The organism is Glaciecola sp. G7-5, assembly GCF_055808975.1.
Genome location: NZ_CM147892.1, coordinates 4,768,024 through 4,793,888 on the forward strand (window position 1 = coordinate 4,768,024; position 25,865 = coordinate 4,793,888).

Annotated in this window: 21 protein-coding genes and 1 riboswitch; of the genes, 18 read left to right on the forward strand and 3 right to left on the reverse strand. The window is 40.8% G+C overall.

What is annotated here, in order from left to right; genetic code table 11:
* Positions 1-27 precede the first annotated feature (27 nt).
* Together AC0L6H_RS20940 and AC0L6H_RS20945 are read right to left on the reverse strand one after the other, a co-directional pair.
* The gene (locus tag AC0L6H_RS20940; protein ID WP_473391329.1) at positions 28-621 is read right to left on the reverse strand and encodes a DUF3016 domain-containing protein; all 594 of its coding nucleotides are present in this window, start codon (positions 619-621) and stop codon (positions 28-30) included.
* 107 nt (positions 622-728) lie between these two features.
* Positions 729-1,097 carry a hypothetical protein gene (locus tag AC0L6H_RS20945; RefSeq protein ID WP_473391330.1) on the reverse strand — a complete coding sequence of 123 codons (369 nt, stop codon included), beginning with the start codon at positions 1,095-1,097 and terminating at the stop codon, positions 729-731.
* Between the two features lie 746 nt (positions 1,098-1,843).
* Between AC0L6H_RS20945 and AC0L6H_RS20950 the strand changes: the two genes are divergently transcribed.
* The 15 genes from AC0L6H_RS20950 to AC0L6H_RS21020 all read left to right on the forward strand — a co-directional run bounded on the left by AC0L6H_RS20950 (position 1,844) and on the right by AC0L6H_RS21020 (position 15,955).
* Positions 1,844-2,119, forward strand: coding sequence for a hypothetical protein (locus tag AC0L6H_RS20950; protein WP_473391332.1), 276 nt, complete (start codon positions 1,844-1,846; stop codon positions 2,117-2,119).
* 646 nt (positions 2,120-2,765) lie between these two features.
* Positions 2,766-3,179, forward strand: coding sequence for a hypothetical protein (locus AC0L6H_RS20955; protein WP_473391333.1), 414 nt, complete (start codon positions 2,766-2,768; stop codon positions 3,177-3,179).
* Between the two features lie 158 nt (positions 3,180-3,337).
* Positions 3,338-4,726 carry an RHS repeat-associated core domain-containing protein gene (locus AC0L6H_RS20960; protein ID WP_473391334.1) on the forward strand — a complete coding sequence of 463 codons (1,389 nt, stop codon included), beginning with the start codon at positions 3,338-3,340 and terminating at the stop codon, positions 4,724-4,726.
* Between the two features lie 888 nt (positions 4,727-5,614).
* Positions 5,615-6,658, forward strand: a complete 1,044-nt coding sequence (locus AC0L6H_RS20965; RefSeq protein ID WP_473391335.1) for an IS110 family RNA-guided transposase — start codon at positions 5,615-5,617, stop codon at positions 6,656-6,658.
* A gap of 422 nt (positions 6,659-7,080) precedes the next feature.
* Complete coding sequence (locus AC0L6H_RS20970; RefSeq protein ID WP_473391336.1) at positions 7,081-7,263, forward strand: RHS repeat-associated core domain-containing protein; 183 nt, start codon at positions 7,081-7,083, stop codon at positions 7,261-7,263.
* The gene (locus AC0L6H_RS20975) at positions 7,264-7,947 is read left to right on the forward strand and encodes a hypothetical protein (protein WP_473391337.1); all 684 of its coding nucleotides are present in this window, start codon (positions 7,264-7,266) and stop codon (positions 7,945-7,947) included.
* Between the two features lie 52 nt (positions 7,948-7,999).
* Complete coding sequence (locus AC0L6H_RS20980; RefSeq protein ID WP_473391338.1) at positions 8,000-8,443, forward strand: hypothetical protein; 444 nt, start codon at positions 8,000-8,002, stop codon at positions 8,441-8,443.
* Between the two features lie 49 nt (positions 8,444-8,492).
* Positions 8,493-8,753: a hypothetical protein gene (locus tag AC0L6H_RS20985; protein ID WP_473391339.1), complete on the forward strand. Its 261-nt coding sequence runs from the start codon at positions 8,493-8,495 to the stop codon at positions 8,751-8,753.
* A 13-nt stretch (positions 8,754-8,766) separates the two neighbouring features.
* Positions 8,767-9,033 carry a hypothetical protein gene (locus AC0L6H_RS20990; RefSeq protein ID WP_473391340.1) on the forward strand — a complete coding sequence of 89 codons (267 nt, stop codon included), beginning with the start codon at positions 8,767-8,769 and terminating at the stop codon, positions 9,031-9,033.
* A gap of 368 nt (positions 9,034-9,401) precedes the next feature.
* Positions 9,402-9,722: an ISAs1 family transposase gene (locus tag AC0L6H_RS20995; RefSeq protein ID WP_473391341.1), complete on the forward strand. Its 321-nt coding sequence runs from the start codon at positions 9,402-9,404 to the stop codon at positions 9,720-9,722.
* Between the two features lie 12 nt (positions 9,723-9,734).
* Positions 9,735-10,103, forward strand: coding sequence for a hypothetical protein (locus AC0L6H_RS21000; RefSeq protein WP_473391342.1), 369 nt, complete (start codon positions 9,735-9,737; stop codon positions 10,101-10,103).
* A 272-nt stretch (positions 10,104-10,375) separates the two neighbouring features.
* Entirely contained in the window at positions 10,376-11,812 is a 1,437-nt protein-coding gene (gene ccoG / locus AC0L6H_RS21005) for a cytochrome c oxidase accessory protein CcoG (protein WP_473391344.1), read from the forward strand.
* Complete coding sequence (locus tag AC0L6H_RS21010) at positions 11,805-12,791, forward strand: serine/threonine protein kinase (RefSeq protein WP_473391345.1); 987 nt, start codon at positions 11,805-11,807, stop codon at positions 12,789-12,791. The genes ccoG and AC0L6H_RS21010 overlap by 8 nt, the downstream gene beginning before the upstream one ends.
* A gap of 77 nt (positions 12,792-12,868) precedes the next feature.
* Positions 12,869-13,110: riboswitch (cobalamin riboswitch) on the forward strand.
* Between the two features lie 140 nt (positions 13,111-13,250).
* Positions 13,251-15,155, forward strand: coding sequence for a TonB-dependent receptor plug domain-containing protein (locus AC0L6H_RS21015; protein WP_473391346.1), 1,905 nt, complete (start codon positions 13,251-13,253; stop codon positions 15,153-15,155).
* 173 nt (positions 15,156-15,328) lie between these two features.
* A complete protein-coding gene (locus tag AC0L6H_RS21020) occupies positions 15,329-15,955 on the forward strand; it encodes a thiol:disulfide interchange protein DsbA/DsbL (RefSeq protein ID WP_473391348.1) in 627 nt (208 codons plus the stop codon).
* A 71-nt stretch (positions 15,956-16,026) separates the two neighbouring features.
* On the opposite strand, the gene AC0L6H_RS21025 is transcribed toward AC0L6H_RS21020, so the two are convergent.
* Positions 16,027-18,216: a tetratricopeptide repeat protein gene (locus AC0L6H_RS21025; RefSeq protein ID WP_473391349.1), complete on the reverse strand. Its 2,190-nt coding sequence runs from the start codon at positions 18,214-18,216 to the stop codon at positions 16,027-16,029.
* Between the two features lie 243 nt (positions 18,217-18,459).
* Between AC0L6H_RS21025 and AC0L6H_RS21030 the strand changes: the two genes are divergently transcribed.
* From AC0L6H_RS21030 to AC0L6H_RS21040, 3 genes are all read left to right on the forward strand, one after another.
* Positions 18,460-18,990 (forward strand): M15 family metallopeptidase, encoded by a 531-nt coding sequence (locus tag AC0L6H_RS21030; RefSeq protein ID WP_473391351.1) that lies wholly within the window; start codon positions 18,460-18,462, stop codon positions 18,988-18,990.
* A gap of 371 nt (positions 18,991-19,361) precedes the next feature.
* On the forward strand, positions 19,362-22,820 hold the full coding sequence (locus AC0L6H_RS21035; protein WP_473391352.1) for a hypothetical protein: 3,459 nt from the start codon (positions 19,362-19,364) through the stop codon (positions 22,818-22,820).
* Between the two features lie 360 nt (positions 22,821-23,180).
* Positions 23,181-25,811: an EAL domain-containing protein gene (locus AC0L6H_RS21040; RefSeq protein ID WP_473391354.1), complete on the forward strand. Its 2,631-nt coding sequence runs from the start codon at positions 23,181-23,183 to the stop codon at positions 25,809-25,811.
* Positions 25,812-25,865 lie beyond the last annotated feature (54 nt).

A 25,865-nucleotide genomic window follows, 5' to 3' on the forward strand; every position in this document is an offset into this window, starting at 1 on the left:
TAATATATTTAAATTTTTTATAGAAAACTATGCTTTAGTATCAAGCATAGTCTTTTTGAACCAATTACTCAGCATCATCTTTTCATACTCAAAAGGTTTATCGCGAAACGAGATAGTTGAGCGGCGTAAATAATTCATATCTCGTAAAACCACGTCTTCGCTTTGCAAAACAGCCCCATCTGTATCAAGTAAACGGTAGCTAAAGCTTAAACGTGGAATATCGTTATTGCGCATTACCCGTACCTCGTTAAAACTATTGCGTAAACCGATGAATGAAGCAGGCTCTAATGTACCAGCCAAATCGACATTGGTTACTGATAGCACTAAACGCTGACCTGCGGGCAATTCTTTCGCTAATTTGTCTAAGTGCTGTTCAAGTTGAGAAAACACGCGTTTGCGAAACCTTTCGCTTGAAAAATCCGCTGCACGAACATCGGTAAAGGATTTCGGATCTATCCATTTTACCGATACACGTTCTAACTTGTTGTCGCTAATGTAAATATCGTCACGCGTACTATTACTCTTTTCACCATTATCCTTAACGTCATTTTCGTTTGCACTAAGTGGCGCGCACAACAATAAACCTAAGCATAGCGACATGCCTTGAGATAATTTATTCATAATTACTTGTCCTCCAGCATTATCTGTAAATCGAGACCAAAAACGCCATGCGCTCCAAGATAGAAACTCCACAAACGCACTCAATTCAAGCCAATCTTATCTATATTTTAGTGTTTACTAATCGTCAAAAGTTCCGAACTTTGCATATCACTACAAAGTTTCGTAAGGTTTTTGCCATAAATGTATGGGTTTTTGTCTTTATTTATACAATATAGGCGGTAAAAACGATCTATTTCTTCGGCTGAGTCAGTAATTTCAATTACGTAATCTACTTGATGAGGTTTTAACGACATATTATTGCGCATAAACTTATCGCGTAATGCGATTATTTTACTCCGCTCAGGGACATCCACAATATCTTCATACCAGCTCACAACAGAAGTCGCAACGCCACCAAAAAAATGCTGAGCAAATTCAGAGCGTAAAAATAGAAACAGAATAATAATTTGAATAACAATAATAAAAGCTTTGCGCATGTCTTTTCTACAAAATTAGCATAGCTTAATCATATATGACTTATGCCAGAAAACAAACGTTCATCTTATACCGTGTTATTGAAAAACAATGTATTATTGTGGCAGCAAGCAAGTCTACGCCTTAGTATAGTTTATCCGACATTCCGCACCTATTTTAAGAATAAATTTCTGGTAGTTTTCCTCCATGCAAACAATGATGGTGTGATTGGGCGTTTGTAAATTGGCAGCGAACACTGTTTTGTCTGGTAAATATATAACAGCTATGCCTTTCAAAGCATTAGAGCACCCAACGTGCTGTGGGCCGTTGTTCGGGTTTGTGCTGGCTTTAATAGTTATTGTGCCAATGTGTATCAAGATATTGACTACGATTTTGATGATATGGGTAAATGATCATATGCCATCTAAAGGTGCTGCTAAGATGAGAGCTGAAGAACTTAAGGGGCATTGGGCACGGGTAAAGTAGTTACGCTCAAGTAGCACCTGATATAAAACACTTTTGGGCAGTTTGCCAACTTTATTTACGCCTAGACTGCGAAAGCGTTCACTATGAACAAGGGTGATGGGGAACAACGATAGATACACACAACACAGCGGCATGGGAAGCTCAGGCGTACAAAAGAACGAAGAATCAAAAAAGTGCGTTGGGATTTTCTTATACAGAGTATGGAAGTATGCATATGCACCGCCAAAATATTGCTCTATAGTTAATAGTAGTTCAACAGTAGTTCAACAGTAGGGGACACCGGATGTTAAAGTCTTATATGCTAGCTTTGCTGATGGGCTCAATTTCACTGAGCGCAAACGAAAATAATCTCTTACACGTGGACGTAATCGATCATGGGGAGTATTTATACATATTTTATGCTAACAAATCTGACTCGCCAATAGAGGTTTATGAATTTTTCTCACTTAACCCATGTAGTGAGAGGACGGGGTTTTGCATGAAAGATTTAGAAAGGGTAGACGATATTTATATATTTCATGGTGGCTCTTCGCATAAAAAAATCTCTAAAACCGCATGAAATTTATGGGACAATTGCTACGAAAAAATATCTACCATTTAAACGAAAAGACTTGTTATCCGTACCAAAGAATGTTGTTTTTGAATTCTTTTTGCCAGATGGAAGTGTCGTATCAACAACAGAGTGTCAATTTGACTCGAAAAAGAAAGCTTTAAAGTCAAATGTAAAAATAATTAGATTTCTATAGGAAGCTAGTTGTAGATTGCCTCGTGTAAATGACAGTTAAAAAACCGCTGAAAAAAGGGGTCAGCCAGCCAATCCATCTGCAGGCTCTGAACATTACGTCAGTTCTTCATCAGAGCAAGTAGTAAAAGAAACTGGTGATATTAAAACTGCATCAACGGACAAAACTAAAATCAAAAGAATTCTTATTGGCCAGAAACCATTGTGTGTTGAACTGGCAGCCATAAGCTTGCGCAAAGCTGGTTTTGCGATAGAAACGAACTTGGTAGATTGGCCAAAAGATTTGATTCCTACCATTGATTATGAAAGTTCATTAGAATTTAATAGAAGATAGATCAAGGTTATATAATATGTGACTTAGGCCTAGACCCTCTAAGAAATGGCAGAAGTCCATTCTACGATATAGAGCGAGAAGAAATTTTTGGAAGAAAGTATCCGAGAGTTGACGTAAAGGAGTAAAAATATGTTTAATCTTGAAATTACTAAAAGTATTTTTGGCCAGTTGCCTTCAGAGTTAAACTTAAAAATTAAAGAAGAAAAATTCGGAGAATGGATTCATTCGTCTATAATTGTTGAAAGTGAAATGTATGCACTGAGTTTTGAAAATGACCACTTCGATAATGCTATGTATTGTATAGTCCAACAAAAAGTTGATGGCAATCTTCCGAACCAATTTGACTATAAACATAAAGTTAATATCTGTCATATAGCTAAAGCGCTTAATTGGGCAGAATACCCAGTTGATAACAACCTATTACCTTCATGGATACAAACTATAATACTTGAGAAGGCGACTTTTTTATTCGACATGCCTGATGAACTTTTTAAACAAGCAGTTGAATTGCAAACAAGTGAATATGAGAAGAGGAAATATTAAAGTATTAAAGGTTATGCATCGCATGTAGTGGTAAGGTGAATTTGGCCACCTAACAAGAAATCTTAGGTTTAACGCAAACCGTTTACAACAAAGACAATAAACCCACGACCCTCGTTAAAAACGGCACCACGTCTACGTTTAAATACGGCGCAGATGGTATGCGGTATAAACAAACGAAGACCACCGGTAACACAACTACCGTGACCTATTATGTAGGCAAAGGCTTTGAGCGCGAAGTGCAGCCGGGCAATCACATTGTCAATAAAACCTACATTGGCAACCACACCACCCTATACAAAACCGTAGCAAGGACACCCCAATACGCCGCCAGCGTAGTTCATAATTTAGTTGACAGCTTAGGCAGTCCCAGCACCCTAATTAAAGGTAGTACGAGCTTACCGATTGTAATACGCCACCGAGCCCATGGCATATTTGGTCGCCCTATTGACGCAGGCACCGGCTCCATCATGGCGTCGTTGAGTTCATGGGACGGCAATTACCGCGGCTATACAGGTCATGAGCAATTAGTTGAACAAGAGCTTGTGCATATGAACGGCCGCATCTATGATTATAACCTTGGGCGGTTTGTGTCGGTTGACCCCTTCATCCAAATGCCACAAAGTAGCCAGAGCATCAACCCATATTCGTATATTATGAATAATCCGATGGCGGGGACGGATCCGACGGGTTACGTTGGTTGCGCAGAAGGTGATACGTGTACTGAATCCACCACAACAGAGTATCATACTGAAGAGGTAGAAGGTTCAAGGATTAAAAGAAAAACTGGAAGTACTATCACCACCACTACGGCCAACCAAAACGGTGATACTGTAAGTGTCTCTTCTGCTACGGTGATGAAAAATGGTAACTTCCAAACATCAAACATATCATATGAAAACGGTGCCGCTACACAAGTAGGCGCCTCGCAAGGTAACTTTAAAACAGGTGATATGGTTGGGGTGACTGCTGATATTGGTTCACAAGAAAATACAGCAAAAAGTAGCTCTTCTGGAAAGTCAGATAGCACTACCTCATTAAGAGCTATTTCGGCGACTGATAGTGATGGAAATGCGTACTCTTGGGATGCACAGAGAATGTACCCGGGATCACCTGAGAGTATGTTCGGTGCAATGCATGGTGCACACAATAATGGAGAAGGATATGATGCTTGGGTGGCCGCTGGAGGGAGCAGTTCTGCTTGGGATCACCCTTTAGTTATGATGGGCACTTCTCTTGCTGGTGAGGTTATAGCAGCAATACGTATTGCCCCATACTTGTCCAAAACTAGATATGTACGGCAGGTAGATGATTTTTTAAAGTCAATTCAAGAAGGCTACGCAAAATTAGCACCAACAGATAGAAACATTTTTAATAGTAGCGTTGTAACCAACGCCTGTGGGATTTTAATTGCCTGTAGTAACTTGTATTTTAAGAATCCATATTTGCCTAAGAACCAACCATCGTTTAATAATGGTATAAATTATTTACATAGATGGAATCAAAATGAAATTCCACTTTATCTTCAACGAGCAGCTAAGGTCGAATGATATGTTAATGAGGATAACCATTAAAACCATACTAAAGACAATAATGGTTAAAAAATTTCTGCTGACGGTATCATTTCTTTGTGGAATGGCGATATTCTTTTTATTTGACTCCTTATGGATTTCTATTCTATCAAGCATAGGAGTGTTTCTTTTAGTTTATTTTTATTTCATTGGACCAATGCATTTAGCTTCGAAAAGGGCATTAGAGAGCTTGGTAGACAATAAGTCGTTATTTTGTAATAAAAATGACTCAATATCTAGGCTAAATAAGCGAGAAGTTCTTTATTACCATGGCTATGCTGTATTTGATAGATTTACTGAGCCTGTATTAATATTCAAGGATGAAGGTGACATTTTTTTGAGTACTGAAAATATCCCCTACCTCCCTTTGTACGGAATAAATAAGCATGCAATAAAAGGTTTCAATGATAAGTTTATTGAGTCAACTTTCGTAAGACCCGAGGATAATCTGAAATGTGGCTCAATATCTTTTAAGAACAAGCATACAATAATATTATATGCCCCAGAGATTGTCTTGGATTGTATCTCAAAAACGTTTCGCGATGGTAGTTTAAGGTATTAAATAAGCCAGTGTTACTTACTGAGAATTAGTGCAAAGAACACTTAAGGTTTTAGGTGACTTGGCCAGTTTGGCGCTAATAACAACTCATAGAAAAATTTTTCGAGCAAGGTACAGTCAGGCAAAACGAACGCTCTTTAAAACCGCTGGCCTTTAGGAGAAATCGCAATATACACTTAGATGTGCGCTAAGCTCGCTCATTCATATGAATGATGAGATGAACACCTCTTGAAACGGCATCGTTCTTCGTTAAAAGATGTGCTAAAAATTAAGATTCGAAATTTAATTTAAAACAAGAGGTGTTCAACGTGAATATTACATTAATTGGTATCGATTTAGCAAAAAACGTTTTTCAAATCTGCGGTGTTAATCAAGCGGGTAAAGCGATGTTTAACAAACAAGTTAGGCGTCAAAAGGTACTAGAAACTATTCTGCGTTATCCTGATGCGGTCATCGCGATGGAAGCGTGCAGTGGCTCTAATTACTGGGGGCGTTTGTTTCAGGCGCATGGCTTTGAAGCCAAACTTATTCCGCCCCAACATGTGAAGCCTTTCGTTAAAGGCAATAAAAACGATAGAAATGATGCATTCGCTATTACAGAAGCCGCGATGCGACCCAACATGATATTCGTCTCCCCGCGCAGTATTGCGCAAACTGACCTCATTCAAGTGCATCGGGTGCGCGAACGGCATGTTAAAGCCCGCACCGCGTTAATCAATCAAATTAGAGGTTTTTTGAATGAGTTCGGTATAGTGTTTGCGGCAGGGAAAGAGAAACTGCAACTCGCTTTACCTGAATTATTGGTAAAGGAAGAAAGTGAGCTGACGCCTACCGCAAACGATTTACTCACGCAATTAATGCAAGAATGGCGACGCATAGACGACACCATAAAAACACTTGAAAAAACGATAATGGTGCAAGGTAAAACATCACTCGACGCTGCCCGCCTTCAAGAAGTCAAAGGCATTGGTAAAATGACCTCTACGGCTGTGGTTGCATTTGCCGGTAATGCAAAACAATACAAAAACGCAAGACACTTTGCTGCGTGCTTAGGGCTTGTCCCCAAAGAGCATTCAAGCGGCGGTAAGCAAAAACATATTGGTGTCACTAAGCGTGGTAACGTGTATGTGAGGAAGTTACTGATACAAGGGGCTTGGTCTATTGTCAGAAATGTTGAAGGCAGCAATGACCGACTATCCATATGGGCAAAGCAGCTCATCATTAGACGCGGCAAACAAATAGCCGCAGTGGCACTGGCCAACAAACTTGCCCGCATAATATGGGCTCTGTTAACACAAGAAGCTGTTTATAACGACGCGCATGTTACGCAAATAGAAACCACGCCAGCATGAGAGTGACATAGTCACTACTGGCACTCACAATTTACCCATAAAAGGATATTCTCACCCCAAGACGCGACCTGAAAAATGGCATAACCGGTTAGACCGACCTTTGCAAAGCTGTACGCGCCCGAGAAGGCATCACTTCGCATGAACGATTAAGCAGCAAAGGAGCGGATCTCATTTAGGCCAGGCAAACATAATGCCATCAAATAGGCCGTATATACGGAAGCAGTCTTACTCAGGTTATGAAAGACGGTTGTGGTAAAGGGTACTGAATATAAGGTGTTACTAACATGAATTAACTAGAAAGTAACGCAAGGTTTAGCCGACTTCTGATAGTCTGTATTCGTCCGAGAGCAGAATAGCTCGCATGAACGATTAAGAAGCAGAAAGTCAGCATTTAGCTATAAAAACGACTTGCGGTGTGAGAGGTGTACATATACGGGCGCATCTATGATTATAACCTAGGGCGGTTTATGTCGGTCGACCCGTTTATTCAGATGCCACAGAGCAGCCAGAGCACTAACCCCTATTCGTATATCATGAATAATCCGATGGCGGGGACGGATCCGACTGGGTATTTGGCACAAGGGTCAGAATCCACCGAAGCATAAGTGGCTACTGATACGCAAAAAGCAGAAGAGAAAACGAAAACTAAAGTAACAATCACTCAGAAAGTCAAGAAGTTTAAAGACTCTCGAATTGTTTATGAAGAAGATCTTGAAGGCTCTGTTACGATTAGTAATGGCGCTATTACGGTACAAAATAAAGCGGGTAAAACAATTGCTTCTAGCGGCACGCCATCGGTTGGTAAGCAAGAAAAAAGTATCAGTGGGAATGACAGCAATGAAAGTATTCCATTTGTGCCGTTTTTTGAATCAGGTGCTACAAGGCAGTTAACAAACTTAGACATGGCTGTATTGCATGGTCAAATAAGCGTTACAGAAAGACAAGAAGTTGTCGAAACAATGTTTGAAGCAATGGTGCTGGGTTCCCTGTCCCCAATTGCATTAGCAGCGCGAATTCGACATGTAAGTAACGTTACAAAGGGGCTAAGGCAGGAGTACGTAAGTAGAGTCAACGGTCGGCTGCTGAAATGCGTAGAGCTGGAGCATCCAGTGAGGATATTGCTAGAGCTCTTCATGCCGAGAGGCGCGCATTGGGTGTTGAGTATAAAAACCTCACCCCGTCAGATATGCTCGAAAAAATCTACGCTCGAAACATGGAGAAATATGGGGACAAACTTGGCCCTTCAATTGATTATCTCAGAGGCCGGGGAAAATCGTGGGATGACATAATCGAGAGCGCAACTAGAACCGGTGGTAAAGATTTGGGGCTTTAGGAGAAGAAGTGATGATTTGGTTGCAGTCTAATGATAAGTACGATGAGTTGGCTAAGTATGATCATGCTAAAGGTACGTTTACGATAGAGTCACGGAATGTTTTAGGTGGTAATGCTCCTCCCGGTACGGAAGGTATATTTGCCATTTTGTCCGCTGTTTTTGTGGCGCTTTACAAATTTGGTCAGGGGTTGTTTATCCGAATTGGAGATCAATGCATTCCTCTGACTGATGATGTGGTCGTCACTGTTCGTGGTGATGTTAGTAAAAGGCTCCTTACTGTCGAAAAGGCTGGAAAAGAAATCGCTCGCTTTATCTACGTGTTAGATAGTTCAAAAATATTCCTGGACGACCCGACACCATTTATTGGTGATGAGGATTTTGATTTCGGGCTGTTTGTATCTAATATTTCAATTAGTGATAAACGGAAAAGAGTTCTTCTTGGCTTGGACTGATTAGTTTGATGTTACAAAGGGAATACTGAATAAAGGAGATAGGATTAAGATGATCGTTGGCGACATAGGGAAAATTAATGCAAAAAATGCTGATGACGCTCTGAAACAGGTTAATCGAATAGTTGATAGAGTAGAAGATGCGCATAGCGGCGTTAAAAAAGCTGCAAATCCTGGGAAGGCTTTTGATGGCAGAATGTATGGTCCTCGGAGTGATAGTGTGATAAGGCATTCGGATGGAAGTATCACGGCAAAAATTAATAAGGGTACTCTTCAAATATCAGCCGATGGGAAAGTGACACTATCAAGATAAGGTGATTTAAATCATGCAAGTAAATGAGTTTAAAAATAAGGTAGAAAACCTTTTTGATTCGAAAAGTCTTGAGTTCACATTCTACAAAGGCGATGAAGATGGGCAATGGTATTCTGTCGAATTAAACGTTGGATTGTTTGAGGTCTATATAGCCTCTGATTGTGAAATTGGAATAAATTTACCTTCTGAAAATGGCAGTATCAGTTTTGGTGGCTGTGATGAAGCGTATGATGATTTGAATATTGCTTTAGAGAGAATTAAGGCCGTCATTGGTGGCTAGGTGTCCCGCCTGCTGTAGCGTACGATTTTGATGATATGGGCAACCTACGTAAACCACTTGTATGACGTGTTTTTTAAACACCCATAATATAGATTGTATCCGTCAACGTATATCCGTGTTTTCATTCATCATTATCCTAAAATGAAAAAACCGACTTTCGTCGGCTTTTTCTCCCTACTTTCAGGGGACGCAATGCCACGCGTGAAAATAGGGTCAGTTGTTACAACGAAGTGTAGCTAACTATACTCATACGAGTCAAGCGATAACACTATTTGCTTTGCTAATCAGCCAGGGCAAGTTCATTATAAATTGAACTAAACGTGTAGTTGAGGATCAGATCGTCAAACAATTAAGAAGGTTTGTCGAGTATGAAAAATACATTTATTGAACATTTTTCTGAAATTGAAGATCCTAGAATAGAACGTTGCAAACGACATCAGTTAAAAGAAGTTCTCTTCTTGTCGGTCAGCGCGGTTCATACTGGTGCTGAAGGTTGGGAGGATATAGAGCAATTTGGTTGCATTAAGCTGGACTGGTTAAGGCAATATTTAACTTTTGAAAATGGTATCCCAAAGCATTACACGATTGTACGCGTGTTAAGGCGGATTGAGCCCGATGCCATACAAAAATGCTTTATTAACTGGTTACAAGACATTGCTTGTGATGCAAAAAATAAACTAATTTTCTAAGGGAGATTGGGAATGAAAAATATATTGTGGATCTTTTATTTTATTATTATTTTGTATCTCCCTGTTGAGAAGCTCGTTCACCTTTACGCGACTTTTATGGTGTCAGATTTGGTAGCGTTTATCGCTTACTTAGGCTTTCTTTTAACTGGATTAGTTTGTGTCTTTCAGCCAATGTCAATTAAAAAATCTATTCTAGGTATTTTGATGTCTGTTCTTTTTTCTACTCAGCTTGGCATCCTGAATATGGTCTATTTTTTTGGAGAAGAGTTTTGGTACTACGGCATCTCGTTTGCGTTGTCCCTGCTATTAGCTTCACCCTTGTTAGTCAAATGCACATTTTTTGCAATAAAAGAAATAAAATCACCAAAACACCCATCATAAATGTTGAAGCCAAGGGGGCAACGCCGATGGCATGCGTTATAAAAAAACGAAAACCCTAGGCGGCTCTACTACTGTGATCTACTATGCAAGAAAAGGCTTTGTGTAGCGTACCTTTTTAGCATCATTGATTGTTTGGGAAAAAAGTATCAGAACATTTAATCTTAAAATGGCTGCGGAAGATCGGCTTTATTGATCTCAGTTAACTTTTATCGTTTCGATTTTGTTATACTAGAAAAAATGATTTAGTAGCGCCAGAAACAGGTTTACAGGGCATGACTGACAAAATTAACGTTAAAGACATTACGCCAACCAAAATAGAAAAATCGGCGGTTAAAATAACCAAACCAACTTATTCTGCGCGTAACCGTATATATGTGCGCTCAGTCAAAGGTGCCTTTGAAAATTTTAGACGTATTTTTGGTATTATCTTTTTAGGTATGTTTGCGCTAGCTCCTTGGATACAATACCAAGGCCAACAAGCAATTTTGTTTGACTTAGCCGAGCAACGCTTCAATATTTTCGGCCTTACCTTATGGCCACAAGATTTAACCATCGTCGCCTACATTCTAATCGTGTCGGCTTTCGCTCTGTTTTTTATCACCACTTTTGCGGGTCGTGTTTGGTGTGGCTTTATGTGCCCCCAAACCACGTGGACGTGGATTTACATATGGTTTGAAGAAAAATTTGAAGGGGCGCGCAATAAGCGCATTAAACTAGACCAACGAAAAATGGACGTCGACAAGTTTTTACGTAAAGCTGCGAAGCATATCGCATGGGTGTCAGTCGCTTTACTCACGTCACTTACTTTCGTTGGCTATTTTATGCCGGTAAACGAACTGTTTATTGGTTTTTTCACTTTTGACGTCGGCTTTTGGGTCGCATTTTGGGTTATTTTCTTTACCGTATGTACCTATGGAAATGCCGGCTACATGCGCGAAGTCATGTGTACTCACATGTGTCCTTATGCTCGTTTCCAATCAGCGATGTTCGACAAAGATACCTTTACCGTTTCATATAATGCGAGTCGCGGCGAACAACGCGGCCCTCGTTCTCGTAAGTTAAGCCAAGAAGAAGCCCACGATAAAGGCTTAGGCGATTGTGTCGATTGCAACTTATGCGTGCAGGTTTGCCCCACCGGCATCGATATACGTAATGGCTTGCAATATGAGTGTATCAACTGCGGCGCATGTGTAGATGCATGTAATGGCATAATGGATAAAATGGGCTATGACAAAGGCTTAATAAGCTTTACTTCTGAGCATCAATTAGCGGGTGGTGTAACAAAGATTGTGCGCTCCAAGCTTGTTGGCTATGCTGTGGTGTTGCTAGTCATGACCAGCTTATTAGTATTTGATATCGCCTCAAGAGTTCCCTTAGAAGTCGATATTATACGTGATCGTAATTCCTTAGATCGCGAGACAAACGAAGGCCTCATTGAAAATGTCTACACACTTAAAATTCTAAATAAGAGTCAAATTGAGCAAACCTATGACGTAGAGGTTCTTGGTCTAACTGATCCGAAATATATTGGCGATAACAGTATTACCGTTATTGGCGGTGGTGTTTATACCTTGCCTATCAGTATTGCGGTAGATCCATCTAACCTTGAAGAAGGCACCCAAAAGATTTACTTTAAAGTAACAACGTCAGTTAATGGTGACATCGTAGAAGTGGAAGAACCAAGCACATTTATCTTTACCGGTGTCTGATTTCACCTTTGAAGGACTCACCCCCTCGCTCATTTTAGATGCGATTGAAAGCCTTGGGATATATGTAAGCTCAGGGCTGCTTGCTTTAAATAGTTACGAAAACCGTGTTTATCAATTTAACACTGAAGAGCACGGGCGCATGGTTGCAAAATTCTATCGGCCACAGCGCTGGACTAACGAACAAATACGTGAAGAGCATGATTTTTCGTTTGAATTACACTCTCATGAACTGCCAATTGTCGCGCCGCTTAAATTTAATAACGAAAGTCTTCATAGCTATGATGGCTATCGATTTGCCCTATTTCCGTCGGTGGGTGGCAGGCAATTTGAAGTCGACAACCTAGACCAACTTGAATGGATGGGCCGACTTATTGGTCGTATTCATGCAACGAGTGCTAAAAAACCCTTTAAACATCGCTTTAGTATTAACGTCGCTGAGTTTTTACATGAGCCCAGTAATGCATTAAAACACAGCGAACTAGTCCCACATCATCTTCATACGCCTTTTTTTACGATTTTAGACCTCGTATGCGACTTGGCCGAGAGTAAATATGAAGCCGTCGCAGGTAACGTTCGGCATATACGCCTTCACGGCGATTGTCATCCTGGCAATATTTTGTGGCGTGACGGCCCAATGTTCGTAGATTTAGATGATTGCCGTTCAGGGCCTGCAATTCAAGACTTATGGATGATGCTGGCCGGTGATACAGCACAACAACAAATACAACTAGATACTTTAATAGAAGCGTACGAAGAGTTTAACGAATTCAATACCCAAGAACTCGCGTTAATCGAGCCTTTACGTGCTATGCGTATGGTTCATTATATGGCGTGGCTATCTAAGCGTTGGCAAGACCCAGCATTCCCGCGCGCCTTTCCTTGGTTTGGCGAAGACAAATATTGGGAAAACCAAATACTCTCGCTTAAAGAGCAAATGTCAGCATTACAGCAACCTGCAATCCGCTTGCCTTCATACTAATTGTGCCTTTTTTATGCAGGTGAGCTCTATTAGCTATCTTATAATCATAAGTACTAGCACTTTTTTCTAATCTCGTTATAGTAGCGCCCGAGTTAGGTGCCAAAGCGAGATACATATCTACGCTTTTGTTAAACGGGAAACAGGTTTAATACCTGTGCTGCCCCCGCAACGGTAAGCAATTCATCTGCTAAGCAGATGAGCTTAACATTTACGTCGATGTCAATTAGTCATCGATGTGTCATCCACTGTGACATGTTCATGGGAAGGAATTGTTAAGTACATTGTGAGCCCGGATACCGGCCTAACTCCATAGCATACAAGCATGAGTTCTTGGCCGCGCCACTTACCCCACCTTGGTATGTAAGCTGTTTTAGAAAACAGCCAGCCAGTAAAGGTATTAACAACATTTTACCTTTACTTTATATGTTGTACTCGGGCGGAGTACCTACAAGGAATATTATGAAGCATAAAACAAATTTGGCTATAGCAGCGCTGCTTAGCTTATCAATCTGTGCGCACGCACAACAAAACACTCCTAAAATTGAAACTATCACCATTGAAGGAACCCATGCGCCAATTGCAATAGGTCAAATAGCGGGGTCAGTTACTGTTATAGACGAAAGTCAAATAAAAGCATCAGGAGCGCTCACGCTAAGTGAACTGCTACGCACTGTTGCTGGTGTGAATTTAGGCCAAAGCGGCGGTAGTGGCAGTTTAAGTGAAATACGCTTTAGAGGGACTGAGAGCAATCACGTAATGGTATTGGTAGACGGCGTTCAAATAAACGACGGTGGTCAAGCTGGTTTAACCGATTTTTCACATTTATTGCTCGCGAATATTGAACGTATAGAGGTGCTTCGCGGCCCGCAGAGTGCAATTTGGGGGTCAAATGCGATTGCCGGAATTATTAGCATTAGCACAAAACAAGCTACTAGCCAGCAAATCCAAGGGAATGCAAGTATTGCTTATGGAAACAAAGGTACAAAGACAATCAGTGCCAGCGTGTCACAACAACGCGAAAAATTAGGTTTTAGTCTAAATGCCTCAAGTTATAAAACCGATGGTGAGAACATTAGTCGCCAGGGTGATGAAAAAGACGGATATCAAAACACTAGCCTAAGCGGCGGTATTCATTACGATATTGATAGCTTCAACCGCATAAAGTTGCAAGCCCGATTAGTTGATTATAAAAGCGATGCTGATGGCTATGATTTTAGCACAGGACTCGTTGGTGATAGCGACGCTCAAGCAAAAGGAAAACATACGTCTTTAGGTATCAATTGGCATTTTGCACCCGTTAAAGCGGGTAAAAAAGATGGTATTTACTCACAGTTATTAAGCCTGCAGTACTCAAAACAAGAGACCGATAATTTCAGTAACCAGCAGTTTGAACGTTCATCGACAGGTGAAAAATTACGCGTGTTGTGGTCAAATCGTTTTGAGTTTAGCAATCACAAGTGGTTAAACATAGGCCTTGAAGGGGTTAATGAAGATTTTAGCCAACAAGGACCAAGCACTGCGAGCCTTATCAATCAACAAGAATCCAATGATACGTGGGCAATTGTAAGTGACGGGCTATACGCCCTTACTAAACAACTTACACTTAGCGCAAGCTACCGGCACGACAACAACGATATTTTCGCGGATGCAAGTAGTTATAGGGTGGGCGCAAGTTTCGATATATATAAAGATTGGCGGATTTTTGTGTCTCAAGGTAAGGCTATCAAAAACCCAAGTTTTGTAGAACGCTTTGGTTACTTTCCTAATTCGTTTGTAGGTAACCCTAATCTTCAGCCTGAACAACAAAAAAGTAGCGAAATCGGCATAGAAGGTGCTTTTGACTTATTTACCTTACAAATAAATTGGTTTGACGCGAGCCTGAAAAATGAAATCTTAGGCTTTGTTTTTCTTCCCGACAGCGGTCAATTTACGGCCCAAAACGCAAGCTCACAAAGCAGCAGAGAAGGCATAGAACTTAGCCTTTCAGGTAACTATGCTAAGCTCCAATGGCAACTGCAATACAGCTATGTAGATGCTTCAGAAGGCGACAGTATTGAGTTAAGACGCGCTAGGCACACCGGGTCACTTAATACGAGCTATCAGATTAACCCATCACACCAAGTCTATATACAGGCCGATTATAGTGGCACAAAATTTGATAATTACTTCCCCCCTTCTCAGGCCGGACAAGTGGTTAGTTTGCCTGCTTATTTCTTGCTAAGTGCAAATTACCAATACCGTTATGATGAAAGCATTGATGTGAATGTACGCGTGTCGAATGCTTTAAATAACGCATATGAAGATGTGTTTGGCTACAATACCGACGGACAAAGAATACTTGCTAGTATAAATTACAGCTGGTAGGCGACGCAGAATCATAAATCTCGGCACTTGCATAGTTTTACAGCAAGTGCCCGATAAATCTGAGCACTTGCAGTGACCAAAGTGTGTGGTATTCTTGCCCGCAGAATAAAATGAACTGAACTTGTGACGCTTTACGTAGTCAACAACAAACCTTATTAATGTAGGAAATAAGCATGAAAAAAATCTTAGCAGGGCTTGTATTAGGCCTTATGGTATCTTTACAAGCTAGCGCTCAAGTAGAATTATGGCAAGAGGGCAAGCACTTTGAGGTCATCAGCGAAACAGCCTCTAAAAAGCCTGTGGTAAAAGAATATTTTTCATTCTGGTGTCCAGCGTGTTTCCAATACGAACCACTCGTTGCTCAGTTTAAAGCAAATTTGCCAGAGGGAACCAAATTCACCAAAGTACATGTTAACTTCATGGGGTTTGCAAGTCGTGATACCCAAGATGCCGTAACCAAGGCCATGATGGTAGGTCGTGCCATGAAAGATGAGCTAAAGTACAATACTGCGATATTTAACTATATTCATAGACAACGTGCTGTGATCAGTAGTTTCGATGATGTACGTCGTGTTTTTGTCGTAAATGGCGCTGACGCTGAGCAGTTTGATAAACTTGCGCAAAGTTTTAGCATTAATAGTTTGGTAAAACGTAACAACAAAAACATAGACGATTTTAGACAGTTTCTTGGTGGAGTACCTACTTTTATAGTAAATGATAAGTATAAAGTGAAGTTCACCAACGATATGTCTACCGACGATATGGTTAATTTAGTTGTGTGGTTAACAAAACAAAGATAACTAGAAGCATTATCAGGGCAGTGACAAGGTGCAATGAAAATCTCGCATCTTAGCGCTGCCCTTTTTTGTTCTTACTCCCCTTTTGGTACTATCCATTCAGGTTTTGCTTGCTCGAGTTGTAAGTTGATTTCTTGTTTTGTTTGCTCTCTAAGCCCCTGCATACGCTTTTGCCTAAGTTGAAATTCTGAGGACTGTTTAATGTCATCATAAATGGGGTTCACGAACGGTAAGATATAGCCTAAATCAAGTATCCTATCAATCCAAACATAACTTCGTTCATACTGACCACGCAGTACCGAAAACAAAACACGCTGTTCTAATTCACGACTATTGGAAATTGTTTCTGGACGTTCATCGGCAAAGTAATCATTCAGCAAGCCTAGTGCTTGTTGATTATCCACACCCAAGGCTTTTTGCGTCTGCGCAAGGGCAATAATATATGTTGCCGTACTGATGTCATTGATTGGTCTATCTAGTAACTTGTAAGCATCAATATACGCGCTAACAATTTGATTGGTTTTTTCGTAATCTCGCAAATGGTATAAAAACCACGCGAGTTCGGTCATCTCTTTGACTTTGGGTAATTCACGCGCAACGAGCGCCATATCATTGGTATAAATTGCATACCACACTTGACTAGTAGGACTATCTTCGTACCACAGCACATTTTTATACAAACCTGCAGCGTTGTATATTCGGCGTAGATTGCGCTTAACGCTGCTGCTTTGTTGATTCAACGCATATGCATCTTGACTAAAAGCATGAGCCTTTGCGTATTGCCCGTTATTTAAGGCTACGTCAGTCAATACAAGATAGCCAAAAGGTAAGCTTGGATGCAAACGTATGAGGTCTTCACCAATACTTTTTGCATTAATTTGGTCGCCGATTGACAAGTAAATACGCGCTAAATTTTGCAATACACCTGTAGACAAGGGATCTAATGCCCGCGCTTTTTTGTAACTGGCAATGGCTTCTTCAATGCGTCCTTGTTCCCATAAGATACTACCCAATTTAAAGTGGGCCCTCGCGAAATTATCATTTACTTCAATCGCTTTTCGTGCGTATTCTTCAGCCATTATCATCGATGCGGGATTGGCTTGTTGCGCTGTAAAATGCGCCGCACTTGTTAGTACTTCAGCAGAATTTGGTGCTAGCTCTAATGCTCGATTTACCATTGGTGCTGCTTTTTCTTGAGAGGTCTTCGCGTCTAAACCTGCATACTCCTCCATCAATAAATAGGTTTCTGCTAATCCTGAGAAAGCATGGGCAAAACTCGGGTCTAAGTCTATAACATTAGTAAAACCCTTAGCCGCTAAAGCTAGGCTTTCTGGCGTTCTTAGCTCTTGATATTCGCGCGCCTCTAAATACAGTTCATAAGCTTCTAAAGAGAGCGTCTTATCTGATGCTCCAAGGGGGACAATAGTCAATTTGCCTTTCAACTGCTTTACGATCGCGCTGGAAATTTCATCTTGTACGGCAAATAAATTTTCAGCAGTTAATGAACGGTCGTAGGTCTGTGACCAAATATGTTGGTCGCTTTGGGCATTAATCAATTGTGCGGTGATTCTGATTGTATTGCCTGATTTACGCACACTACCTTCAAGAACATGGGCAACCTTCAGCGCTTCTGCAATATCATTTACCGTTAGCGATTTGTCGGTAAAAGCAAAGGACGAGGTTCGCGACACTACTCTTAAGCCTTTTACGCGGCTAAGGACGTTGAGTAACTCTTCTGAAATTCCTCGCCCAAAATAGCTTTGGTCTTCACTTGCAGAAAAATCTTCGAATGGCAACACTGCGATTGATTGAGTCGCTAAACTTAAGTTTTTGTCGACGTCAGTGCTGGTGGCTGTTTGTTCTTTGCTTTGTTCTTTGCTTTGTACCACATCATCTAGATTCTCATCTATCACATTTGTATTTATTAAATGTTGCCACATCAATGCGATAAGCGCGATGGTGATCAAACCCGATACAGAAAATATAATTATCGTATTTTTTGAATGCGTCGCGTCACTAATTTCAGGGTTTTTAAGTGTGCGCGTGATCCCTTGTGGGGAAAATTGCAGAATCCAAGACAATGCTACCGCAATGGGAAACCCTATCAAAACTAAGACGGTCACCATGGTATCAAACCATGTTGGTAGATGTAGTGATGTTTCTAAAACGCCTGCCAATTGCATTAACAACCAACTACCGACCGCATATCCAGCAAGCACATTGAAAACGTTCCGGCGTCTTAATTCAGCAATAAAGCTGTTCATTCTAGTTCCCTAGTTTCTTATATATTTGCCCAATAGAGCTTTAGAAAACATAATCAATGCTGCAATAACAATGAGCATCAACAAGGCATCACAGCGCAAGATACTGACAGCAAGTCGGCATTTGCAGCGCCGCTGAATAAATAGGCAATTTCAGAAATAAAGTGTAAAGTGTAAAAGGTGATAAGTGCAAGCAGTGTATTAAAAATACGCATATAAAAAAATTAATCATTAAGGAAGACTACCATGGCTACCAATATAGATTTACAAGTTTTGCATCCGAGTTTGCGAAAAAAGGTCACTATGCTATTACGAATGCTTGAACAACAGAACATTCCAATTGCTTTGCGCGAGGGGTTTCGCAGCCCAGAACGTCAGCAAGCCCTCCATAATGAAGGGAACGGCGAGGCTGTATGGCATTCACATTTTCAATATGGCGTTGCCTGTGATTTTGGGCTATTTATTGATGGACAATGGAGTGACCAAAACAACGAAGAAAGCAAAGCCTACTGGAAAAGTTTTCATGAGATTGCACGCAGAGTGGGTTTAGAACGCAGTCGCACGCATATATCAGAATTACGATTGCCTGATTTAAAAGATGAAATGGCGATAACGGGTAAGTACCCGGCAGGCGGCGATGAAGCGTGGGTAAATAATCTACGTTCGGCAATACAGTCTTGGCCTCTCGAGCCAAAACCTGCGCTTCCCAGCTTAGGTCTTGATAGCATTAGTTTTGATATACCTAATCAAGAGCAACCTGAAAAATCAACGCAGTAGGCTGAAATACCAGCCAATCCCACTATTTAAGAGGCAGTGTTACCAGCGTTCTCACTTTTTTAGAAGACACTGCCTTTTTATAGGACAAAGCGGTAAAATAACGTCTTTCTACGTGCTATACCTGTTATCCCCTCGTTCCACTTTTAGCATTTACAAAAGCCGCTTTAATATTCAAATGTATAATCTACTTGGTCGCATTTATAGTCCACTTAAACGACTTTCATTTGCGTATGCTTATTGGTGTTTTAAAGTGCGGAGTCGATTGTAAAATTAAAAACATAAAATCGACTCGTATTGATCAACAATTTGTTGGTTTCTACTTAGCTAGCATACAGACCAAGCACATACATGCATATATAAAGGTACAAGACATGAGCACAACAGCGACAGCACCAACACATGCCCCGGCTGCACTAAGCGGTGACTTTGTGACAATCAACAATGAACGTTATTACGCCATTAAGAATGTTGACAAAATGGACCCCTTTTTCATCAGTGTCATCTCAAGCAGTGATCATTGGCTATTTATTTCTTCAAACGGCGCTTTGACGGCGGGCCGTGTTTCACCTGATACCGCCCTATTCCCTTACGAATGTGTAGACAAAATTTATGACGACGCCCTCAACACCGGAAGTAAAACAATCATACGCGTTGAGCAAGATGGCCGTATGGTCAATTGGGAACCCTTCAACCTAGAACATTCTGGTTTCTACGACATTCAGCGTAATTTGTACAAAAACACCTTAGGCAATAAGATTTATTTTGAAGAAATAAATAATACCCTGGGACTTAGCTTTAAGTATTCATGGCAGCTTAGCGACAAGTTTGGTTTTGTTCGTAGCAGTGAACTAAGTAATATCTGTACGTCGCCACGACAAATAGAAATAGTAGATGGTATACAAAATATATTGCCGGCCGGCACGCCCAAATTTACTCAAACCGTATCGAGTAACTTAGTAGATGCCTATAAGTGGACTGAGGTAGACAACAGCAACAAACTTGCTTTATACACGCTTTATTCTGCAATCACTGACCGCGCTGAACCCTGTGAATCTCTGCGCGCAACAAGCGTATTTTCACTAGGCTTAAACGATGCAAATGTTTTGCTTACTAGTAAGCAAAGCAAACAATTTAAACAAGGAACTGCTTTAGATAGCCTCAACACGACGCGCGGTGTGCGCGGCGCATATATGTTAAACAGCTCATTCACACTAAAAGCCAATGAAGCTAAAACGTGGTTTATCGTCGCCAATCTAGAACAGGATCAAACAGATATATCTGCACTGCAACATGCCCTACTTGCACCGCAAACGGTAATTAATGATATTCATCAGTCAATTAGTGAAGGCGATAACGAACTAGCCACTATATTAGCTAGCGCTGACGGTTTTCAACTAGTTAACGAAGAAGCAGTGGGTGTTCACCATTACGCCAATACTTTATTTAACTTATTGCGTGGTGGTATTTTTAGTGACCAATACCGCATTAGTAAAAGCGACTTTGTTGCCAATATAAAACAGTTCAATAAAGCCGTATTTAAACGTCATGAAGCATTTTTAGACGCGCTTCCTCAGCAGTTTTTGTTGTCAGAGGTGCTTGACCAGATTGAAGCCTTAAATGACCCACAATTAGCGCGTTTAGCCACTGAGTACTTGCCCATTTACTTTGGCCGCCGCCACGGTGACCCAAGCAGACCATGGAATCAGTTCTTAATAAAACTAAAAGATGAGCAAGGCAATCCATTGTTGAGCTACCAAGGCAACTGGCGAGATATTTTCCAAAATTGGGAAGCTTTAGCTTTTAGCTATCCTGAATTTATAGAAGGCATGATTGCCAAGTTTGTGAATGCATCAACCGTTGATGGCTATAATCCCTATCGAATCACCAAAGAAGGTATAGATTGGGAAGTTGAAGAGCCAGATGATCCTTGGAGTTATATTGGCTATTGGGGCGATCATCAAATTATCTATTTGTTGAAATTGCTTGAAGTGTCAGCGCAATTTCACCCACACAAATTATCCGAACTTTTGTTAAGTGAGCGTTATTGCTATGCCAACGTGCCCTACAAAATAAAAGCTTTTGCGGATTTAGTAAAAAATGCGAAAGACACCGTAGAATATGACCTTGCTCTAGCAGAGAAGATTGAGCAACGCACCCATACGATGGGCGCTGATGGCAAGCTTGTATTAAACGCAAATGGTGAAGTGTACCAAGTCAACTTACTCGAAAAACTATTGGTCCCACTGTTAACTAAATTAGGTAACTTTGTAGTTGATGGCGGCATTTGGCTTAATACCCAGCGGCCCGAATGGAACGATGCCAACAATGCATTGGTTGGTCAGGGTTTGTCTATGGTGACCTTAAATTATATGCGTCGATACACCGTATTTATGCAAAACTTGTTCACCAACATAAATACCGCTGTAAATTTATCGAATGAAGTTGGCACTTGGTTAAACGAAACAATAGTTGCGCTAAATGCACAATTGCCGTTGTTAAATGGCGCGCTACTTAGTCCAGAACAGAGATATACTTGCCTTGCTTCTTTAGGTGAAGCAGCTAGTAAGTATCGCCAAAGTGTATATAAGCAAGAAGGATTTAGCGGACACTCAGCCTGCAGCCTCGACACGATACAAACGCTATTTACGCAAGCATTAGTCGCAATTGACCATACAATAGCAAGCAATAAACGCGATGACGGCATGTATCACGCCTATAATCTCTTAGAAATTAATGGCAAGCGCGCTGAAGTAAACTACCTTTACCCCATGCTTGAGGGGCAAGTAGCGAGTTTAACATCTGGTGGTTTGAGCCCTAGTGAAGCCATTGAGGTTGTTGAGTCACTCTTTAATAGCGATGTATATCGTGAGGACCAAAAAACCTTCATGCTATATCCTGATCGTGCACAAACGAGCTTTATGCAAAAAAACTGTGTTTCAAGTGCACAAATCAAAGACATATCAAGTTTACAGTCTTTATTAAAAGACCAAAATGACAGCATTGTTAGCAGTGATGCCGACGGCAATATTCGCTTTCATGCTGACATAGGCAATAAAGGTGAATTAAATAAACGCATCAGCGCGCTGAGTGAGCAATATCCTGATTTACTCAGCGATCAACAAGCTATTTTAGATGTGTATGAAAACACCTTTAATCACCTCGCCTTTACTGGGCGCTCGGGCGGCATGTTTGGCTTTGAAGGTTTAGGTTCTATTTATTGGCACATGGTATCGAAACTTTTATTAGCAGTAGGCGAAAATTATCAACACGCACTGTCACAAAATGAAGATGCGAGTACCATTAGGCAACTTGGCGAGCTTTATTATAAGGTGCGTGAAGGTATTGGGTTTAATAAAACGCCAGAAGAATATGGTGCTTTCCCCACTGACCCATATTCGCATACGCCTAAACACGCTGGCGCTCAACAACCGGGTATGACAGGCCAAGTAAAAGAGGAGTTGATTAGCCGCTTCATTGAGTTAGGGGTTAAAGTAAACGAGGGCGAAGTTACCTTCGCTCCTACCTTATTGCGTAAACAAGAATTATTAACTCAGGCCATCCCTTTTAGATATCTAGATACCGGTGGTGAGTGGCAAGTTGTAGACGTAGAAGCCAATCAATTAGCCTTCACTTGGTGTCAAGTGCCGATTGTTTACAAGGTAAACAACAGCAATAAGGCCTGTATTACGCTGATATATCAAAACGCTGATTCGGTCACTATCGAAGGTTCTTGCATAGACGCAAACCAAGCGAGTGCACTTTTCAAACGTACAGGAGAAATTACGCGCATAGTGGTTGAATTTGATGCATCAGTGATGTTTGATGGCTAAACTCGATAACTAGTGCTGATTTAAAACGCATCGCTTGGACCTAATGATAATTCTGTCAAAAAGCGATGCGTACATCCTATTGTTGGAAATCCCCTTCTTAGCGCCTTAGCAATGTAAATTCCTAAGCTTTACTTATTATAGCAATCACTGCTTCTCGCTCCGACTTTGGGTCGGGGCAATGTAGTTGAGCACATTTCAAGGCGCTGCTTGTATCTAATGACAAGATACGGTCCAAAAACGATATCAACAATATAAGCTATGTTTGTATAGTAATAAGAAAGTGTATATGCTTAATTTGAACATTTGACAACATAAATACACATAAAAGCTTTGTTTGTGCATCTAAGGATAAACAGGTTCATGGGTAAAATTATAACCAGACTTAGTTCATTGAGCACTTTGTGCCCGCTACTGCTAATATTTTGTTTTACGGGTATGGCTATTGCGAGTATTCCTATAAATGTTGTCGATGTTGACGCGCCTTTTGATCCCAAGCTCGAATTTGAATACTACAAAGATACTGAAAACAGTCACACCTTTGAGAGTATTGTAAATGTTCCTAATAATCGGTGGCAAAACATTCAAGAACGTGAGTCGTCTTTTGGTTTCAGCCAAGCCCAGTTTTGGGTGCGGTTTCAAGTAAAAAACACTCAAGCAACAACGCAGAATATGGTTGTTGAAATTGGTTATCCTCTGCTAGATGACGTTACTTTTTATACTATCAAAAACAATGCTTTTGCACATTCGTCCAGCACTGGTGATAGCAAAGCTTTCTATCCTCGTGAAATTGACCACCCAAATATGTTACATCGACTTCAATTGCAAGCAAATGAAGAAGTGCAACTCTACTTGCGGGTGCAAACTGAAGGTTCGGTAATATTGCCGGTTAAATTATGGCAAGAGAACCGCTTTTTTGAACATGCCGCGAAAGAGCAAAAAATTCACTTTTTCTATTATGGTTTTTTGGTTGTAATAATGCTGATAAACCTTGCGATATTTTTTACTTTACAAGAAAAGCTATATTTATTTTATTCGTTAGCAACTAGCGGGTATTTGGTTTTCTTTGCAACATCAAGGGGTTATGCCCATCAGCTCTTTTTCCCTGATTTTGCAGCATTTAATACACAGTTGTTTCTATCTTCAATGCCATTTCTTGCGCTTTTTTCTTTACTGTTTGCGCGTGAATTTCTGCAAACTAAACAGTATAGCCCGAAGTTAGACATAGCCATTCGTGGCATGATCTATTTCGAATATATCAACTTACTTGCTGCTGTCGCTTTGGACTACAACACGGCCGTACAATTGTCTGCAGTTTCGGCCGTTGTGCTGTTTGTCGTATTGTTCCTTGCCGGTCCTATATCAATAAAATCAAATAAGCGAGCGGGCATTTTCTTTACTGTTGCTTGGCTTCCACTAACCATTGGCTTTGCTGCAACTGCCGGGCGCTCATCAGGCATTTTAGCTAATAACTTTTTTACCGAGTATGCAATGCAGATTGGCTCGGGATTAGAAGCCTTAATTTTAACATTAGCCTTAGCTGACCGCTTATATCGTGAACGAGAGCTAAAGATTATCGCACAAGGCGTGAGTATTCAAAAAGAGCAACAAAGGCTTGCGATTCAAGATAAATTAACTGAAACGATGATGCGAGATCCTATTACCAAGTTAGCAAATAGAAATCGCTTTGAATGGCTCGCTAACAAAATGATTAATGAGCATCCTGAGCGAGGCCTCGCAATATGCGTGGCAAGAGTTACGCGCTTGAACGAAATTACTCGTACGCTTGGCTTGTTAAGCGCAGAGCGTATTGTTAAAGAAATCGCAAACCGTATAAATCCGACTATTGCCCAGATGCCAGGCGTGGTTACTGTGCCCAATAAATCGGGAGGGACTGATGCAGCCTTTCAACTTTCCAGTGATACTTTCGGGATTTTACTTCATCAGAAGATATTTAAGCGTAACATGAGTGAATATAAATCCTTCATTCAAAGACTAATGCTACCGATAGAAATGGGCTCTTTATCCATAGAGTTAATCCCACGTGTTGGTTGCGCGCTTTATCCGGAACATGGCCAAAACATTTCCCAACTTATTCGCAACGCATTAGTCGCTATGGAGAGCTCTGAACATGCTTACGACCAAGTGGTGTTTTACGACAATATTTTTGATATATACAGTGAAAGTCGCTTAACGCTCATGTCTGATTTAAAAGAAGCGTTGAGGAATAATGAGCCAGAACTGCATTACCAACCTAAGGTCGATTTAAAAAATAATAGCGTTATTGGTGTAGAGGCATTAATTAGATGGCAACACCCTAAACGAGGATTTGTATCGCCCGCCGAGTTCGTGCTGTTAGCTGAACAAACTGGCGTTATCAAAGCTCTCACATTATGGGTTATAGAACGCGCAATGAATGACTTTAGCTCCTTACGCAATGAGGGATACACAGGCAGTTTATCGATTAACATCTCAGCAAAAGATTTATTAAGTGAAAGTCTAAAAGACGAGATTGAGTCTATTTTAAACCGCTACCAGATAGACCCAAGCAAAATATTTCTTGAACTAACCGAAACAGCAGCCATGGTTGAGCCCGAAGTCAGTTTGCATGCCTTAAAGCAACTTGCTTCTCTTGGCCTAAAAATCTCGATTGATGATTTTGGTGCTGGATACTCCTCTTTGTCATATCTACAACAACTGCCAGCCTCTGAAATCAAGTTAGATCGTTCTTTAATTATTGGAATTACCAAGGGTCAAAATTCGCAGCTTATTGTGCAGGCAATGATCGATTTGGCTCACCGCCTAAAATATAGTGTTATTGCGGAAGGAGTGGAAGATGCCGAAACGCACAAAATACTCAAAGAATTGGGCTGCGATGGGCTTCAGGGCTATTGGATATGCAAACCCAAACCTGTTAAAGAAATTGCCCAGTGGTTAACGGCAAAGTGCTTGCAAAAACAGGGACTAGGCAAGCATGATGAAAAGATATGTTAAACTGCGTCACCGTCGCATTTGCGGGCAGTCAGCTCAAGCAATTGATAAAGTAGC

Coding starts and splice junctions, on each gene's coding strand:
- AC0L6H_RS20995 (WP_473391341.1), top strand. CDS start 9,402: ATGAAAAATACATTTATTGAACATTTTTCTGAAATTGAAGATCCTAGA.
- ccoG (WP_473391344.1), top strand. CDS start 10,376: ATGACTGACAAAATTAACGTTAAAGACATTACGCCAACCAAAATAGAA.
- AC0L6H_RS21040 (WP_473391354.1), top strand. CDS start 23,181: ATGGGTAAAATTATAACCAGACTTAGTTCATTGAGCACTTTGTGCCCG.
- AC0L6H_RS21025 (WP_473391349.1), bottom strand. CDS start 18,216: ATGAACAGCTTTATTGCTGAATTAAGACGCCGGAACGTTTTCAATGTG.
- AC0L6H_RS20985 (WP_473391339.1), top strand. CDS start 8,493: ATGATCGTTGGCGACATAGGGAAAATTAATGCAAAAAATGCTGATGAC.
- AC0L6H_RS21035 (WP_473391352.1), top strand. CDS start 19,362: ATGAGCACAACAGCGACAGCACCAACACATGCCCCGGCTGCACTAAGC.
- AC0L6H_RS21030 (WP_473391351.1), top strand. CDS start 18,460: ATGGCTACCAATATAGATTTACAAGTTTTGCATCCGAGTTTGCGAAAA.
- AC0L6H_RS20955 (WP_473391333.1), top strand. CDS start 2,766: ATGTTTAATCTTGAAATTACTAAAAGTATTTTTGGCCAGTTGCCTTCA.
- AC0L6H_RS20950 (WP_473391332.1), top strand. CDS start 1,844: ATGTTAAAGTCTTATATGCTAGCTTTGCTGATGGGCTCAATTTCACTG.
- AC0L6H_RS21000 (WP_473391342.1), top strand. CDS start 9,735: ATGAAAAATATATTGTGGATCTTTTATTTTATTATTATTTTGTATCTC.
- AC0L6H_RS20945 (WP_473391330.1), bottom strand. CDS start 1,097: ATGCGCAAAGCTTTTATTATTGTTATTCAAATTATTATTCTGTTTCTA.
- AC0L6H_RS21020 (WP_473391348.1), top strand. CDS start 15,329: ATGAAAAAAATCTTAGCAGGGCTTGTATTAGGCCTTATGGTATCTTTA.
- AC0L6H_RS20990 (WP_473391340.1), top strand. CDS start 8,767: ATGCAAGTAAATGAGTTTAAAAATAAGGTAGAAAACCTTTTTGATTCG.
- AC0L6H_RS20960 (WP_473391334.1), top strand. CDS start 3,338: ATGCGGTATAAACAAACGAAGACCACCGGTAACACAACTACCGTGACC.
- AC0L6H_RS21015 (WP_473391346.1), top strand. CDS start 13,251: ATGAAGCATAAAACAAATTTGGCTATAGCAGCGCTGCTTAGCTTATCA.
- AC0L6H_RS20940 (WP_473391329.1), bottom strand. CDS start 621: ATGAATAAATTATCTCAAGGCATGTCGCTATGCTTAGGTTTATTGTTG.